14 protein-coding genes are annotated in these 16,281 nt (G+C 47.4%); 8 read left to right on the top strand and 6 right to left on the bottom strand.

The genetic code is table 11. The features are described 5' to 3' along the window. Positions 1 to 115: 115 nt before the first annotated feature. The 8 genes from ASG89_RS23660 to mtnB all read left to right on the top strand — a co-directional run bounded on the left by ASG89_RS23660 (position 116) and on the right by mtnB (position 9,322). A complete protein-coding gene (locus ASG89_RS23660; RefSeq protein ID WP_268795655.1) occupies positions 116 to 1,315 on the top strand; it encodes a pyridoxal phosphate-dependent aminotransferase in 1,200 nt (399 codons plus the stop codon). Positions 1,316 to 1,697: 382 nt separating this feature from the next. Beyond that, entirely contained in the window at positions 1,698 to 2,798 is a 1,101-nt protein-coding gene (gene proB / locus ASG89_RS23655) for a glutamate 5-kinase (protein WP_057313490.1), read from the top strand. A gap of 40 nt (positions 2,799 to 2,838) precedes the next feature. Further along, on the top strand, positions 2,839 to 4,551 hold the full coding sequence (locus ASG89_RS23650; RefSeq protein WP_057313489.1) for a proline--tRNA ligase: 1,713 nt from the start codon (positions 2,839 to 2,841) through the stop codon (positions 4,549 to 4,551). Positions 4,552 to 4,562: 11 nt separating this feature from the next. Then, positions 4,563 to 5,810: a glutamate-5-semialdehyde dehydrogenase gene (locus tag ASG89_RS23645; RefSeq protein ID WP_057313488.1), complete on the top strand. Its 1,248-nt coding sequence runs from the start codon at positions 4,563 to 4,565 to the stop codon at positions 5,808 to 5,810. A 22-nt stretch (positions 5,811 to 5,832) separates the two neighbouring features. Continuing rightward, the gene (gene proC, locus ASG89_RS23640; RefSeq protein WP_057313487.1) at positions 5,833 to 6,702 is read left to right on the top strand and encodes a pyrroline-5-carboxylate reductase; all 870 of its coding nucleotides are present in this window, start codon (positions 5,833 to 5,835) and stop codon (positions 6,700 to 6,702) included. A gap of 60 nt (positions 6,703 to 6,762) precedes the next feature. Then, entirely contained in the window at positions 6,763 to 8,031 is a 1,269-nt protein-coding gene (locus tag ASG89_RS23635; protein WP_057313486.1) for a 2,3-diketo-5-methylthiopentyl-1-phosphate enolase, read from the top strand. Continuing rightward, entirely contained in the window at positions 8,028 to 8,690 is a 663-nt protein-coding gene (locus ASG89_RS23630; RefSeq protein ID WP_057313485.1) for a 2-hydroxy-3-keto-5-methylthiopentenyl-1-phosphate phosphatase, read from the top strand. Before ASG89_RS23635 ends, ASG89_RS23630 begins: the two co-directional genes overlap by 4 nt. Next, a complete protein-coding gene (gene mtnB / locus ASG89_RS23625) occupies positions 8,687 to 9,322 on the top strand; it encodes a methylthioribulose 1-phosphate dehydratase (RefSeq protein ID WP_057313484.1) in 636 nt (211 codons plus the stop codon). The genes ASG89_RS23630 and mtnB overlap by 4 nt, the downstream gene beginning before the upstream one ends. Before the next feature lie 234 nt (positions 9,323 to 9,556). Here the strand turns inward: mtnB and ASG89_RS23620 are convergent, their stop codons facing one another. From ASG89_RS23620 to ASG89_RS23595, 6 genes are all read right to left on the bottom strand, one after another. Beyond that, complete coding sequence (locus tag ASG89_RS23620) at positions 9,557 to 10,243, bottom strand: DnaD domain-containing protein (RefSeq protein WP_057313483.1); 687 nt, start codon at positions 10,241 to 10,243, stop codon at positions 9,557 to 9,559. Positions 10,244 to 10,281: 38 nt separating this feature from the next. Continuing rightward, positions 10,282 to 11,577 (bottom strand): asparagine--tRNA ligase, encoded by a 1,296-nt coding sequence (asnS, locus tag ASG89_RS23615; RefSeq protein ID WP_200963535.1) that lies wholly within the window; start codon positions 11,575 to 11,577, stop codon positions 10,282 to 10,284. A 65-nt stretch (positions 11,578 to 11,642) separates the two neighbouring features. Further along, the gene (locus ASG89_RS23610) at positions 11,643 to 12,851 is read right to left on the bottom strand and encodes an acetate kinase (RefSeq protein ID WP_057313481.1); all 1,209 of its coding nucleotides are present in this window, start codon (positions 12,849 to 12,851) and stop codon (positions 11,643 to 11,645) included. Further along, entirely contained in the window at positions 12,848 to 13,720 is an 873-nt protein-coding gene (locus tag ASG89_RS23605) for a 3-hydroxyacyl-CoA dehydrogenase family protein (protein ID WP_057313480.1), read from the bottom strand. The genes ASG89_RS23610 and ASG89_RS23605 overlap by 4 nt, the downstream gene beginning before the upstream one ends. A gap of 286 nt (positions 13,721 to 14,006) precedes the next feature. Continuing rightward, positions 14,007 to 15,512, bottom strand: a complete 1,506-nt coding sequence (locus tag ASG89_RS23600) for an AAA family ATPase (RefSeq protein WP_057313479.1) — start codon at positions 15,510 to 15,512, stop codon at positions 14,007 to 14,009. Further along, positions 15,505 to 16,041 (bottom strand): hypothetical protein, encoded by a 537-nt coding sequence (locus ASG89_RS23595; protein WP_057313478.1) that lies wholly within the window; start codon positions 16,039 to 16,041, stop codon positions 15,505 to 15,507. Before ASG89_RS23595 ends, ASG89_RS23600 begins: the two co-directional genes overlap by 8 nt. Between the last annotated feature and the right edge of the window lie 240 nt (positions 16,042 to 16,281).

Raw genomic sequence — 16,281 nt, 5'->3', positions numbered from 1 at the left:
GACACTGTCAAAATGAAGTACAATCGATTATCTTCATCGACTATGAAAAAAAGATTAATCATGTTACATTTAGGGTATAGTTTAAAATCCCGACCTCCGGAGTGTGAATTAAACCGTGACAAACGTATCTTCAACATCCTCTCGATTTGCCATACAACCAGCTGAAAGAATGAAGGGTCTGCCTACACAATTCTTCGCTACGCTCGTGGGCAAAGCAAATGCACAAATCTCCGCTGGCCATGACGTCATTAATTTAGGCCAAGGGAATCCTGACCGTCCTACACCTCAGCATATTGTGACTTCCATTCAGGAAGCTTCTGCGAATCCGTTGTATCATAAATATCCGCCATTCAGCGGCTTTCCATTTCTGAAACAGGCGATTGCACAGCGGTATAAAGAAGATCACAACGTGGATTTGGATCCCGATACCGAAGTTGCCATCTTATTCGGCGGCAAAACAGGTCTCATCGAAATTGCCCAATGCTTATTGAATCCAGGCGATGTCTGCCTTGTTCCTGATCCTGGCTATCCTGATTATTGGTCAGGTGTCGCACTTGCAGGAGCTGAAATGGCATTCATGCCGTTACGCGAGGAAAATAACTTCCTGCCTGACTACTCACAGTTAAAGCAGACTGACTTGGACCGCGCTAAGCTGATGTTCATTAATTATCCGAATAACCCGACAGGTGCGACGGCTCCTGCCTCTTTTTATGAAGAAACCGTTGCCTTCGCTGAGAAAAATGGCGTCGTCGTAGCCAGTGATTTCGCCTATGGGGCTATTGGATTTGATGGCCAGAAGCCGATCTCATTCCTGCAAACTCCCGGAGCCAAAGAAGTAGGCATTGAGTTCTACACTTTGTCCAAAACTTACAATATGGCTGGCTGGCGTGTTGGATTTGCCCTTGGTAACAAAGAAGTCATTCGCCTCATTAACTTGATGCAGGATCATTACTATTGCTCTTTGTTCGGCGGTATCCAAGCAGCGGCTGCTACAGCATTAACGGCCTCACAAGACTGTGTAACAGAGTTGCGTGATGTGTACGAAAGTCGTCGGAACGCGTTGTATACGGCACTTGCCAGCATCGGCTGGAACGCAAAGCCATCGCAAGGTTCCTTCTTCTCGTGGCTGCCAGTGCCGAAAGGACATTCCTCACAGAGCCTTGCTGATCTACTTTTGGAAGAAGCCAAAGTTGTCGTAGCACCAGGCGTAGGCTTCGGTACGCACGGTGAGGGCTATGTCCGACTTGGCCTTCTTTCTTCGGAAGAGCGATTGGAAGAAGCTGTAAGGCGGATCGGGAAGTTGAATCTTTTTTAGCTCCTCATTATCCAAAGACCCTTGAAAGCAAGCCATTTATACCTTTACAAAGTCTCTTATACCATGCTATTCTAGATAGAATTAAAATTCCAAACAGCAACGTTATGATGGGAATAGTACGAATCGTGCAGCACGTAACCAGGGAGTAAGCTCCACCGACTGAGAGAGCTTGCCGTGAACCGAATCCGAACCCGCCCCTGAACCGTCAACGATGAGTTGAACAGAGCCCTACTGTTATACAGGGATCTAGAGTTGAGCGCTTTCTATTTGATATGCGCTAATCTAAGGTGGTACCGCGGAAGCAACAGACTTTCGTCCTTATGTTTAAGGACGGGAGTCTTTTTTGTATCTACATAGCCCAAAACCGAAGGATGGGATGAACATGACTCAGCGAATTGTTGTCAAAATCGGCAGCTCCTCATTAACCTCAGATACGGGCGGCCTGAATCCGGATAAAATACGTTTTTTTGCGTCTGAACTCGCGCAATTGCAGCGGGGCGGCAGCCAAGTACTGCTAGTAACCTCAGGTGCAGTAGCCGCAGGCTTCACCTCCCTTGGCTATCGCTCACGGCCCAAGGTGCTGCACGAGAAACAGGCCGCCGCAGCCGTCGGCCAAGCGCTCTTAATGCAGGCGTACCATGAAGCATTTGCATCCCACGGCGTGAGCGTGGCGCAAATCCTGCTGACCCGGTACGACTTCTCTAACCGCAAGCGTGTGCAGAACGCGATGATGACGATTGACGAGCTCCTGCAGCGCGGCGTCGTCCCGATTATTAACGAGAACGACACCGTCTCGGTGGATGAATTAAAATTCGGCGACAATGATACGTTGTCGGCATTGGTAGGCAATTTGGTCAAAGCGAACAAATTGATCATCATTACCGATATGGACGGCCTGTACACGGACGATCCTCGCAAGAACGCGAACGCACAGCGTATCGATCGCGTAGACGCCATCAGCGATGAGCTATTCTCCTTCGCTGGAGGCTCTGGGAGCGCGGTCGGCACCGGCGGCATGCGCTCCAAGGTCGAAGCCGCCCGCATCGCGATGCGCGGGGGCGTGCCGGTCTTCATCGGGCGCGTACTCGAGCCCGATGATCTGAACCTTGCCGTGGGCGGCACCGGCAAGGGTACGTACTTTGACACGGCGCTGAACAATCTGCCGGTCAAGAAGCAGTGGGTCGGCTTCCACTCGCTGCCCCAAGGGCAAATCATCGTTGATCAAGGGGCTAAGGCAGCCCTGATCAACGGCGGGAAGAGCTTGCTCCCCGCTGGCATTACCGCAGCGGTTGGCGACTTCCACCCCGGCGACGTCGTCGAGGTGTTCTGCAGTGAAGGCGCGCTGCTGGGCCGCGGCGTCGTGAATTATGCGGCTTGGCAAGTGCAAGCCGCGGCAGGTCTGTCCACCGACGAAGTCCAAAAACGCGTCGAAGTGTCACGCATCGAAGTCATTCATCGCGATGAATGGGTGCCTTTGACCTAACTTTGGATTCAGCTATAGAAAGCGAGGTGCTCCCTTATTCATGAGACAGCAACGATTACTTAATCCAACATTACGAGATGTACCGGGTGATGCCGAGGCAGTCAGTCACCGACTTATGCTGCGAGCAGGGCTCATTCGTCAACTATCGAGCGGTATTTATTCCTACTTACCCATGGGTCTCAAGGCCTTACAACATATTCAAACGATTGTACGAGAAGAAATGGATCGCGCAGGTGCCCAAGAAATGCTCATGCCTGCCCTCCATCCTGCCGAATTATGGAAAGCCTCTGGTCGTTGGGATGTCTATGGTCCTGAATTAATGCGACTCCATGACCGCAATGGTCGTGAGTTTGCTTTAGGTGCGACGCATGAGGAAGTGATTACAACTCTCGTCAAAGATGAGATACATTCTTATAAGAAGTTACCTGTGACGTTATATCAAATCCAAACGAAATATCGTGATGAGCGCAGACCACGATTCGGTCTATTGCGTGGACGTGAATTTCTAATGAAGGATGCCTACTCCTTCGATCGCTCCGCAAGTGGACTTGATGCCAGTTATCAAGCGATGTTTGATAGCTATGTCAACATTTTCACACGCTGCGGCCTGCAGTTCCGTGCAGTTGAAGCAGATTCCGGCGCAATCGGCGGTACAGATACACATGAATTCATGGCGTTGGCGGATGTCGGCGAGGATACGATCGTACATTGTCCTTCCTGTCAGTATGCGGCGAATTTGGAGAAAGCCTCAGGGAGCATTACTAACGTAAGTGCATCCCGTGCATCCTCTACTGACATGGCGAATGCACAACCAGAGAAAGTTCACACACCTAACGTAACGAGCATCAAACAATTAAGCGAATTCCTTAACATTGAACCGCAGCAAATTATCAAATCCGTCGCTGTCCTTGCGCATGGTGAGCCTGTGATCGTGCTCATACGTGGAGATCTTGAAATTAATGAAATCAAGCTGAGTAATATGCTCGGGGTAGATGAAATCACGATGCTATCGGAAGCTGAAATTACAACTATTGGTTCGACTGCTGGATTTATCGGACCAATTGGTCTAAAGAACGTCAAATTAATCGCCGACACTTCGATTCAAGGATTAAACAACGCAGTTGTTGGCGCCAATGAAACGGACTATCATCTTCAAGGCGTGAACGTTAAGCTTGATCTAGCAGACATCATTTACGCGGATGTTCGCAATGTCGGTCACGGTGAAAGCTGTATCTACTGCGGGCATGAGCTTGCTTTTGCTAAAGGTATTGAAGTCGGCCATGTATTTAAGCTCGGCACCAAATATAGCGAAGCTCTCGGCGCTTCCTTCACCGATGAGAATGGGCTCTCCGAGCCAATGATTATGGGCTGCTATGGAATAGGTGTATCACGCGTATTGGCTGCCGTGATTGAACAACATCAGGATGAGCGAGGCATTATTTGGCCCAACGCTATCGCTCCATATTCCATTCACCTTCTAACTGTTCATCTGGCTGATGAAGCACAAATGACATTATCCGAAGAGCTGTACCAATCTTTAACTCGCGCAGGCTTCTCCGTTCTCTGGGATGATCGCGATGAACGACCAGGCGTGAAATTTAATGATGCCGATTTACTTGGCTTCCCATTACGACTAACCGTTGGTAAAAAGGCGAACGAACGTATCGTTGAATGTAAAGAACGTCGAAGCGGTACTGCCTATGAACTTAACGTGGAACAATTGTTAACGCACTGCCAATCCTTTTTCAACTAGGAGGTCCTTCCATGAGTGAAGTTATTAACAAATCCAAGCTTGCCAAGCAAGCCGCCCAAGCAATGGGCAATCTCTCAACTGAACAAAAGAATGCAGCCCTACTGCTTATGGCAGATGCTCTTATTACGGAGCAACAAGCGATCATTGAAGCGAATAGCAAGGATTTGCAGCGTGGCAAAGAGCTAGGCACTAGCGCTTCTCTACTTGACCGATTGGCGTTAAACGAAACGCGTATTGCTGCGATGGCTGAAGGTCTTCGTCAAATCGCTGAGCTACCTGATCCAATTGGGGATACGCTCGAGTCCTTTGACCGCCCCAATGGATTACGAATTCGCAAAATCCGTGTTCCGCTAGGCGTCATCGGCATTATTTATGAAGCAAGACCGAACGTTACCGTAGATGCCGCAGGCCTATGTCTCAAAACAGGCAACGCTGTCGTGCTGCGTGGCGGATCTTCTGCCCTATTTTCGAATGAGAAAATTGTGGAGGTGCTGCATGCTGCCTTAGAGCGTTCTGACCTGCCGGCAGATGCCCTGCAATTAATCCTTAGCGCTGATCGCAGCTCCGTCGATGAAATGCTGAAGCTCAATGGTCTCATTGACGTGCTAATCCCGCGTGGGGGCCACTCACTTATTCAAAATGTTGTCAATAACGCGTCCGTCCCAGTCATTGAAACAGGTGCAGGGGTGTGTCATACTTTTATAGATCAAAGTGCTCAGCTTGATATGGCTGTTAGGATCGGGATTAATGCCAAAGCACAGCGCCCATCTGTTTGTAATAGTATGGAAACGTTGCTCGTGCATGAAGCGATTGCTGCGAAACATCTTGCTGCCATTGCTGAAGCATTTCAAGGGGTTAACGTTGAGCTTAGAGGCGACGAGCGTTCCAGAGAACTGGTTCCTAGTATGCTTGTTGCTGAGCAAGCGGATTGGGGTACGGAGTACGGAGATTATATTTTATCGATTAAAGTCGTTAAAGATCTGGATGAAGCTCTTGCCCACATTCGTACTTATGGTACGATGCACTCCGAGTGTATTGTGACAGAAGATACTGCCAATGCAGAGAAATTTTTACAAGAAGTAGATGCTGCTGCTGTTTATCATAATGCTTCGACGCGTTTTACCGATGGGTTTGAGTTTGGCTTTGGCGCGGAGATTGGAATCTCCACTCAGAAGCTTCACGCACGTGGACCAATGGGTCTCCCTGCGTTAACCTCGACCAAATACCGTGTTTACGGAACCGGGCAAATACGCGAATAAACCTTAGGAGGAGGAACAACGGATGTCAATCATGTTATCGCAAACTAAAATTGTTTTTGTAGGCGCAGGCTCCATGGCTGAAGCTATCGTCCGCGGACTTATTCAGACGAAAGTCGCAAATCCGCAAAACGTTTATATGATGAATCGCTCCAATCAGGATCGCTTGGCATTTTTATGCTCGGAATATGGCGTTCAATCCACTTCCGATCAAGCAACGAAAAACACAATTATTCAAGAAGCCGATGTTATTGTTCTCTGCATGAAACCGAAAGATGTAGAGTCTTCTTTTGCCGAGCTTGGGCCGCTTTTGAGCGAGCGTCAGCTGTTAATTTCCGTCATTGCAGGCCTTTCCATCGAAAAGGCTGAAAGACTTCTGCAATCCAACTCGCCAATTGTTCGTACGATGCCAAATACTTCCTCCACCATCGGATTAGGTGCAACAGGAATGAGCTTCTCGTCTAAGGTTAATGATACATTCAAGCAGCTTGCTATCCAAATGTTTGAAGCGGTCGGAACTGTCACGATTGTAGATGAAGACAAACTTGAAATCCTTACAGGAATTTCCGGCAGCGGTCCTGCCTATGTGTACTACCTTATGGAAGCCATGATTAAAGCGGGTATCGAAGGCGGCCTATCGGCAGAAGATGCGAATCAATTAACGCTTCAAACGGTGCTTGGTGCCGCACACATGGTACACAATACGAAGGAACATCCTGCGGAACTACGCCGTAAAGTGACGTCTCCTAACGGCGCTACGCATGCTGCTATTCAAGCTTTGGATCGTTATCAGTTCGACGAAGCTATCCATCAAGCTGTGTTGCATTGCGCCGCTCGTACAAAAGAAATGGGCGAACAAATCGCTGCGAACAGTCCTGTTGGCAAATCGGTCTAGTCTTTTTTCTCCCCTTGATATGTAGGTTTCAATTCTAGTTAAAGCAGGTGAAAGTTCGTCATGAGTTCATATTGTTTAGCAACCTATCGGAGTTTCGATGAGAAAGCCGATTTTCATAAAAAAGCAACAAGCATCGCAGTTGGGCTTACCGTTGGCAGTTGGACGGAACTGCCTGAAGCTCAGAAAGCTTCTATGGAGAAGCATTTGGGCAAGGTCATTTCTGTTGAAGTCCATGAGCCTGGTGTTGGAGAAGCTATTTCGGGGCGCTATGCGGATATCACCATCGCTTATCCCGATGTGAACTATAGCCGAGATATCCCCGCGCTGTTAGTGACGGTGTTCGGCAAGCTGTCTATGGATGGCAAAATCAAGCTGATCGACCTTGCCTTCTCTTCTGATTTTCTCGCTGGGTTCCCTGGCCCGAAATTTGGTATGCAAGGTGTTCGTGATCTGCTTGGCGTGCATGATCGCCCGTTGCTCATGAGCATATTCAAGTCTGTAGTAGGCTACGAATTGCCGGCACTTCGCGAGCAGTTTTACTTGCAAGCCGCTGGTGGCGTTGATCTGATTAAGGACGACGAGATCTTATTTGAGAATCCATTAACGCCGATGGAGAAACGAATTGCGATTTGTCTTGAAGCTGCTGAGCAAGCGAAGAAGGAAACAGGTCAAAAGCTGCTCTATGCGGTTAATTTGACAGGTTCAACGTCTAAACTTGCTTCACAAGCGAAGAAAGCCATTGCTGAAGGAGCCAACGCATTGTTATTTAACGTGTTGGCTTACGGCTTCGATGTGCTGCATGAATTAAGCTCAGACCCAGACATTAACATTCCGATCATGGCACATCCTGCATTGGCTGGTGCTACTTATCCGTCACCGCACTACGGGATCTCGCCTTCCGTCCTTTTGGGCAAATTAATGCGCCTTGCGGGTGCTGATTTGGTGTTATTCCCTTCTCCATATGGCTCGGTTGTGATGCCGAAGGAAGAGAATTTGGCCATAAAGCATGTACTGCTAACGCAGGATTTACGTAAAGATTACACATATCAGGCCCTGCCTGATGTAGAATTAAAATTAGCGCCAAGCTTCCCGGTTCCATCCGCGGGTATCCATCCTGGTCTAGTTCCGCTCATTTTGCGTGATTTCGGAGGGGATGTTATCGTGAACGCCGGAGGCGGTATCCACGGTCACCCGATGGGAACGATCGCTGGGGGACAAGCTTTCCGTCAAGCGATTGATGCAACTTTACAAGGTAAAACTTTACGTGAATATGCCCTGACACATCCAGAGCTACAATCAGCTATTGACACATGGGGGATTAGAGAATGAGCAAGGAACGCATTATCTTTTGTGACTTTGACGGTACGATTACCGTTAACGATAACATTGTAGCGATTATGAAGCATTTCAATCCTGAAGGTTGGGAAGGCATTGTCGAGCAGATTGTGACACAACAAATTTCCATTCGCGAAGGGGTAGGGGCGATGTTCGCCCTCCTGCCTACCTCACGTAAATCGGAGATTGTGGACTACGCTATCAACAATGCGACCATCCGTGATGGTTTTGAAGAATTTGTCTCCTACTGCAAGGAGCGGGGGATTACCCTTTTGATCACAAGCGGGGGCATTGATTTCTTTATTTATCCACTTCTACGTGCGTTTGCGATTCCGGAGGATCATATTTATTGCAATGCCAGCTCATTCGAAGGGGAAACGATCGAGATCCTATGGCCGAATCCGTGTGATGCTCACTGTCAAACCGACTGCGGTATGTGCAAAACAAGCATCATTCGATCCTACGATTCAGAGCGGTATGAGCGCATTATTATCGGAGACAGCATTACTGATTTTGAAGGTGCTAAGCTAGTGGATACGATTTTTGCCAGATCCCATCTCATCGATCGTTGCGATCAACTAGGATATGCGTACCACCCCTTCGAAACGTTCTTCGATATCATTAAGCAACTGGAGGCTGAACCCGTCAAATGAGTATTTTACTAGAAGAAAAACAACGTGCCTTCGCTGAATTAAGAGAAATTAAAGCAAATTTAGCGGCGCGCGGATGGTTTCCTGCGACTAGCGGCAACTTATCCGTGCGTGTTGGCGGCTTTGAAGCAAGTGCTTTCACCTTCGCTATTACGTCTAGTGGAAGAGATAAATCCGTGCAAACACCTGAGGATTTCCTTCTCGTCAACGAGAAAGGCTTGCCAACGGAAGCAACTAGCCTTAAACCATCTGCGGAAACTTTGATCCATAGTGAGATTTATCGCTTAACTGGCGCAGGCGCCATTTTCCACGTTCACACGATCTTCAACAACTTAGCCTCTGAGCTGTACGCAGAGCGTGGGAGCATTCCTGTCGATGGCGTTGAGTTAATTAAAGCATTCAACATTTGGGATGAAGAAGCTCAGATTGAGATTCCAATTTTGCCAAATTTTGCTGATATTCCGCGTATTGCTGAGCTTGTTGAAGGCGCGATCGTACCTCGTATTCCGGGCATCGTGCTTCGTAAGCACGGGATCTACGCTTGGGGTGCAAATGCTTTTGAAGCGAAACGGCACCTTGAGGCATTCGAATTCTTATTCGAATATGTGTACCGCTTGCATGTCATGAAGAAGTAAAAGTGATTCTTGCGACTAAGTCGAACGGCGCTTAGCGGGTCTGTAAGTCGATTTTTTCGACTTATGGGAGCATTTGCTGCGCTTTGTGAGCGTCTAAGTCGATTTTTTCGACTTATGGGCGCTTTTGCRCGCTTCGCGRGCCTSTAAGTCGATTTTTTCGACTTACAGGCTCGCGGCTTTCAAAAAGAAAACGTCCAACCTTCCCCCTTAGGGTGAAGAATTGGACGTTTTTTCTTACCGCGACTGCCTAAACCTCTGCGAATATTCCTTCGCCTGATCCACAGTCGAGACGCGATTGCGACTCCAATCAAGCAAAATCCGATCAATATACCGGAAATGGACTTTCCCGGCAAACACAGCTTCCTTCAAAGCTGTCATGATCAGCTCTTCTTTGTACATATCTTTGTCTAGCCAATTGCTGATCGTTTCTAGCTCCATTGGCGTTAGAGGTCTTGCGAATTCATTTTCAATCATTGTATAAATGTTCTTCACACGATCATCGCTAGGTGCTTGTGTATGCAAAGCCAACTCCGCTAACTCTTTAAGTTGCTGCTCCGCCACGCGTTTCGCTAATTTCTTATAGAGCGGCGTCAGGTTATACTGCTCACTTCGAAACCCTGTTGTTTCATGAGTATCCTCATCGATCGCGATAAACTGCTCGCGGATCAGCTTCTGCACACTGGCAATAACCACATCTGGTGGAGCCGACATCCGCGTTTGAATTTCATCCAGCGTCGGGAATGTATTCCTATCCTTTTCAACAAAGGAGATGAAATGGATTAGTGTCATAACATCAACTTCACTCAAAAGTAGTGCACGATAATGTTTGAGCAATAGGCTCGGTACCGCGACACTCCCCTCGAGAAAGCTATTCATCAGGATTGCTTCGACCTTCGTCTGTGTATTTGATTGCGTACTCATACGTCCTCCCCCTTTCTCCCCATGGACAATGCAAATACTTAAGGGTATAGACGATATAACAAACGCGGGAATGGAATTGTTTCACGCACATGATCTAAGCCGCAAATCCAAGCTACCGTGCGTTCTAAACCTAAACCGAAGCCGGAATGCGGCACAGTTCCATATTTGCGAAGATCCAAGTACCATTGATACGCTTCTTGTGAAAGCTCATGCTCCTTGAAGCGCTTCTCCATTAATTCCGGATCATCAATACGTTGACTGCCCCCGATAATTTCACCATAACCCTCTGGCGCGATCATATCGGCACACAGCACGACTTCCGGACGACTAGGATCTGGTTTCATATAGAAAGCCTTAATTTCCGTTGGCCAGTGAGTGATAAATACTGGTGTTTCGTATTGAGCTGCAATCGCTGTCTCATGAGGAGCCCCGAAATCTTCTCCCCAAGCGAACTCATGCCCATTCTTTTGCAAATAGTCAACAGCCTCATCGTAAGTGATACGCGGAAAACTGCCTTTAATTTTCTCAAGCTTGGACGTATCCCGCTCCAGCGTTTCAAGTTCAGCTTGGCAGTTCTGCAGCACCGTTTGCACAATATGCGATACGAATTGCTCCTGTACCTCCAGATTTTCTACATGATCCACGAAAGCCATCTCTGGCTCGATCATCCAGAACTCGATAAGATGTCGGCGTGTCTTCGATTTCTCTGCACGGAAGGTAGGGCCGAAGGAATATACGCGGCCTAGCGCCATCGCAGCAGCTTCCATGTAAAGCTGTCCGCTCTGCGTTAGGAAGGCATCTTCATCGAAATATTTCGTGTGAAACAAGTTGGTCGTTCCTTCGCAAGAAGATGGTGTCAAGATCGGAGGATCTACCAAATGAAACCCTCTGTCATTGAAGAAACCTTGAACAGCTTTGATAATTTCTGCGCGAATGACAAGGACCGCACGCTGACGCGGGCTCCGAATCCACAGATGACGATTGTCCATTAGGAAATCTACGCCATGCTCCTTCGGTGTAATCGGATACTCTTCCGTGATTTGAATGATTTCTACACCCGTCACGTCAAGTTCGAAACCACCTTTGCTTCGTGTGTCTTCTTTCACTTTACCCGTTATGTATAAGGAGCTCTCTTGGGTTAGCTTTGAAGCTGCTTCCCACACGTCTTCACTCACTTCACTTTTAACTACAACACCTTGTATATAGCCTGAACCGTCACGAAGCTGCAAAAATTGAATTTTACCACTTGAACGTTTCTTGTTTAGCCAACAGCCGATGGTAACGGACTCTCCGACATGATGTTTGACTTCACCTATTGTACTTTTCATTTGGATTTCCTTCCTCTCTACAAACTGAAGATTATTTCTATTGTACACTATTTCACGAATTCCACGAAAGATCAGTCGGCTTGCGATAGAACAAGACTGTACGTATCTTGAGCGATTACCCATTCCTCGTTCGTAGGAATCACAAGTACTTCAACCCGGGAGCCGAGCTTTGTAATTCGCTTTTCTATGCCTCTTCCAAGCAGATTCGCTTCCTCATCAAAATCGACCCCAAGGAAGCTTAAGCCTTCACATACCGCTTTACGCAGTGGCGCGGAATTCTCGCCAACGCCAGCCGTAAACACTATCCCATCAACACCATTCATCGCTGCGGCATAAGCCCCGATGTATTTGCGCAGCCGATATGCATACATCTCAAAAGCCAAGGTAGCGTTCTTATCGCCCGCTTCTACTGCTTCCATGATCTCCCGCATGTCGCTGGAGATCCCCGAGATCGCCTGCAGGCCGCTATGCTTATTCAGCATCGAACTCACCTCGCCGATCGTCAAATCCTCCTTGCCCATCACATAGGGCACGATGGCCGGATCCAGATCGCCGCTGCGCGTGCCCATCATCAGACCTTCGAGCGGGGTCATGCCCATGCTCGTGTCAACGGACTGGCCGCCCCATACAGCGGCGCAGGAAGCGCCATTACCAATGTGACAGGTAATGAGCTTTAGCTGCTCCAGCGGGCGCCCTAGGAAGGCAGCGGCACGCTCGCTCACGTACTTGTGCGACGTACCGTGGAAGCCGTAGCGGCGCACCTTGTGTTTCCGGTAGAGCGCCATCGGCACCGGATACAGGTAGGCCTTCGCCGGCATCGTCTGATGGAAGGCGGTGTCGAAGACGACAGCCTGCGGTACGCCAGGCATGTTCGCATCCACCGCCGAGATGCCCAGCATATGCGCCGGGTTGTGCAGCGGCGCCAAATCGAAGAGGCGCCGGATCTCCTTCTTCACCTCGTCAGTGACGAGGACGGAGCTCTTAAAGGATTCGCCGCCATGAACGACACGGTGGCCAACAGCATCGATCAGCGAGATGGCGGTCAGCACGCCATGCTCTGGATGGACAAGAACATCCAACACTCTACGGATGGCTGTTGTATGCTCCAGAATTTCATCCACTTTGTGAAATTCAGGCTTACCTGCTGGTTCATGCATCAGAATAGCAGTATCCATGCCAATGCGTTCAACTCTGCCTTTGGCAAGCACAGTCGCATGATCCATATCATAGAGCTGATATTTAACTGAAGAGCTGCCAGCATTAATGACCAGAACATTCATAGTCGGTCACCATCCTTGTCATAGCGGAAGAAACCTTCTCCCGTCTTAGCCCCAAGATGCCCTGCTCGAACCATTTGCTTCAGTAAATACGATGGTCGATACTTGATATCGCCATATTCACGGAACATCCCCTCTAACGCAGCCAACACTGCATCTAGCCCGAACCTATCACACATCTCCAAGGGACCATGTTTGAAATCATAGCCTATACGCATCGCTTGATCGATATCTTCCGCGGAAGCGACACCTTCGGATAAGGTGTGTAATGCCTCATTAATGAGCGTGCAGATCAACCTTGTCGTAATATATCCCGGTGATTCATTTACTTTAATACTTTTTTTCGTTAGTACGTCATCAACGAATTGTCGTGTAAGATTGTATGTGTCATCTGACGTTTTCATTGCGCGTACAATTTCTACAAGGTTTACCTTGGCAACGGGATGTAAAAAATGAAGTCCAATGACACGTTCTGGATGTGTCGTGATTGCAGCGATCTCCGTTACACTTAACGTGGAAGTATTTGTGGCTAAGATAATTTGCGGTGAACATATTTGATTCAACTGGAAAAAGACATGCTTTTTCGCATTCAAATCTTCTGAAATCGTTTCGATCACGAGCTCACAGGATGCCATGTCTTGAATCGAGTTGGCTCTTCTAATTTTCGAAAGGATAGACTTCTTCTCCGCTTCCGTCAATGCCCAACGCTCAATTTGCTTATCTAAGCTAACCGTAATTTGCTCAAAGGCGCGGTCAAGCTTTTCTGTTGTTTTCTCAGCAAGAATAACATCTAGTCCACGAGCGGCAAGCATTTCAGATATGCCCTGCCCCATCGTCCCGCCGCCAATTACACCTATTGTTCTAAACATCATAGCTTGTCTTCTCCTTCATCCGAACTTCTGCGTTACTCTTTTATAAGTAGTAAAAAGTCCACTTTTGATCCCGAAGTAATACATGAAGCGTATGCGACATCCAATATTGAATTTAGCCGGAACTTCCGATGCTCTCGTAGCTGCCGCTCCGCTCCTCATTTCCTAGCTTCATTCAATTTTCCCAGTGCTGAAAATCGGATTTTTTTAAATCACTCTATAAGTATATGTATCTTTCATAGGTGTAGTAAAGCCAAGAACCGCTGACCTAATTGGCCAACGGTCATTATTATGCACTTTGTGACACAGAAGCGTCAAATAATGTACGAAATGTATCCCCTGAAAGTACTTCTTCCTTCATAAGGATAGCAAATGAATGTTCGAATACGTTTCTCTGCTCTTCTAGCATTTTCTTTGTACGCAGCATTAAAGCATCTAGAATAGAAGCATTTTCTTTCATTAGCTGTTCTTTCGTCACCATTTCACGATCAATAATACCTAAGCTAGTAAGTCCGGCATCCATCATATTGCGAACCATAGAAAGCGATTGTTCGAAATCGTTACGAGACCCGGTACTTCGTCCACCGTAAATCATTTCTTCCGCAGCGGCCCCACCAAGAGCAATCATGATCTGATCTTCGATATAATCCTTTGTATATAAATAATGATCCTGTGGTGGATTATGACGTACATATCCCAAGGCTTTCCCACGAGGACTCACTGTAACCTGGGAGACAGATCCTGGTCGAACAAGCTCTGCAATAATTGCATGGCCTAATTCATGATAAGCCACACGTTCTTTCTCTTCATTCGCTGTTTCTTTATCTGTTCGTTCACCCATCATTACCTTATCAATCGCCGAAGCCAAATGCGGCTGTTCAATCGCTGGTTTATCTTCACGCATCGCATAAATGGCTGCTTCATTCAGCACACCTTCTAACTGCGCTCCTGAGAAGCCAAAGGTTTGATCTGCCGTTTGATCCAACGTAACACCGTCAGCTAACGGTTTATTTTTGGCATGAATATGCAGAATAGCCAAACGTCCTTTTTTATCAGGGAGATCCACCTCAATATGTCGGTCAAAACGGCCTGGACGAAGCAAGGCACTATCGAGCATTTCCTTTCGATTCGTTGCGGCAATAATAAGAATGCGTGGGGCATCATTGGTATGAATTCCATCCATCTCCGTTAACAATTGGTTCAAGGTCTGGTCATACTCACGTTGCCCACCACTATCACGTTTACCACCGATAACATCGATCTCATCAATAAAAATTATGGCGTTATCCTTGCCCTCTTTCACAGCTCGTGTTCTTGCTTCCTTAAATAAATCACGAACTCGACTTGCACCGACACCTACATACATCTCTACAAATTCACTACCTGATGCGGCCATATAGACAGAATTCGTATAATGTGCAGCCGCTTTAGCCATTAATGTTTTCCCTGTACCTGGGGGCCCTGTCAAGAGCAACCCTTTAAGTGGACGAATGCCTAGCTTCTTAATTTCCTCATGTTTGATCAAGAAATCGAGAGCTTCCATCAATTCTTTCTTTGCTCGATCTTGTCCGCCAATTTCATCAAATGTGAGAAAAGAAGGAGTCCGATGTTTGCTTTTCCGATCTCCACCGCCTGCAGCCGCTCCGATTCCGCCGCGGTTTTTTATCATGTAGAATAGCGAAACACCCAGTGCGCTTACGAATAATATTGGAATCACATTCACACCCTGATAAGCTAAGAACACAAGAAGAACAGGAATAAATCCAATCCCAATTTCTTTATATATTTTACTCATTCGGCCACACTCCAATCTGGGAGATTCTTGGCAGCATGATAAATTTCGTTGCTTCACCATCTGTTAATCGAATGTATACATGATGCTCATCCATTTCACTATCTACGTTCATCGAGTTTACAACATTCGCATATTTCTGTAAGGTTGTTGGAATATCCGCATAATGCTTCGTTTCCATCGCCTGAGCTACCTCAAATAACGCTTTAGACCACCATTGATCCAGCTTGTCCGAGGATTGATTCTTGAGGGTTATATTCACAGTGCGCTTCCCAATGATCGATGCGCCTTCCTCGTTAATTAATTCAACAACTTGCCGCAAATTAGCATCAGGCTTCAATGTCAACTCGATATCCACTTGATTGGAAGAAAGCTTCATCGTTGAATTCGTTACACCCGGTGCCGTACTGATTATATGAGATAATGGATTTTCCATCGCAAAGCTTGTATAAGCGAACCAGCCTCCAAAAAGTACACCAGCTGAAATAATCACGCTCAAAATAACAGGCAAAACGCGCAGTTTCATCTTCATAGCTCGGCGTCCACCTTTCTGTGATATTAGTTTTGTATGACTCAATTGCAATACGATTAGTATATCACTTCTCATACACGACACGCCTTATGTAAACAGTGGAAACACGCGAAAGTTCTCCTTAATAGTAGGGTAAGACGAGGGATTACTCCCTCGGACTCCCCGTCAAACCGTGCATGCGGATTTCCCGCACACGGCTTTCCTTCGTCAGTTCCCCATCTTCAGGAGTGAGTCATCTTC

Origin of the sequence: Paenibacillus sp. Soil766, from assembly GCF_001428105.1 — a bacterium.
Classification (GTDB): domain Bacteria; phylum Bacillota; class Bacilli; order Paenibacillales; family NBRC-103111; genus Paenibacillus_E.
This window is presented reverse-complemented; position numbering and strand designations above follow the sequence as displayed.

Excerpts from the sequence above, each read along its gene's own strand:
- proB (WP_057313490.1), top strand. The coding sequence starts at position 1,698 with ATGACTCAGCGAATTGTTGTCAAAATCGGCAGCTCCTCATTAACCTCA.
- ASG89_RS23650 (WP_057313489.1), top strand. The coding sequence starts at position 2,839 with ATGAGACAGCAACGATTACTTAATCCAACATTACGAGATGTACCGGGT.
- ASG89_RS23645 (WP_057313488.1), top strand. The coding sequence starts at position 4,563 with ATGAGTGAAGTTATTAACAAATCCAAGCTTGCCAAGCAAGCCGCCCAA.
- proC (WP_057313487.1), top strand. The coding sequence starts at position 5,833 with ATGTCAATCATGTTATCGCAAACTAAAATTGTTTTTGTAGGCGCAGGC.
- ASG89_RS23635 (WP_057313486.1), top strand. The coding sequence starts at position 6,763 with ATGAGTTCATATTGTTTAGCAACCTATCGGAGTTTCGATGAGAAAGCC.
- ASG89_RS23630 (WP_057313485.1), top strand. The coding sequence starts at position 8,028 with ATGAGCAAGGAACGCATTATCTTTTGTGACTTTGACGGTACGATTACC.
- mtnB (WP_057313484.1), top strand. The coding sequence starts at position 8,687 with ATGAGTATTTTACTAGAAGAAAAACAACGTGCCTTCGCTGAATTAAGA.
- ASG89_RS23620 (WP_057313483.1), bottom strand. The coding sequence starts at position 10,243 with ATGAGTACGCAATCAAATACACAGACGAAGGTCGAAGCAATCCTGATG.
- ASG89_RS23610 (WP_057313481.1), bottom strand. The coding sequence starts at position 12,851 with ATGAATGTTCTGGTCATTAATGCTGGCAGCTCTTCAGTTAAATATCAG.
- ASG89_RS23605 (WP_057313480.1), bottom strand. The coding sequence starts at position 13,720 with ATGATGTTTAGAACAATAGGTGTAATTGGCGGCGGGACGATGGGGCAG.
- ASG89_RS23600 (WP_057313479.1), bottom strand. The coding sequence starts at position 15,512 with ATGAGTAAAATATATAAAGAAATTGGGATTGGATTTATTCCTGTTCTT.
- ASG89_RS23595 (WP_057313478.1), bottom strand. The coding sequence starts at position 16,041 with ATGAAGATGAAACTGCGCGTTTTGCCTGTTATTTTGAGCGTGATTATT.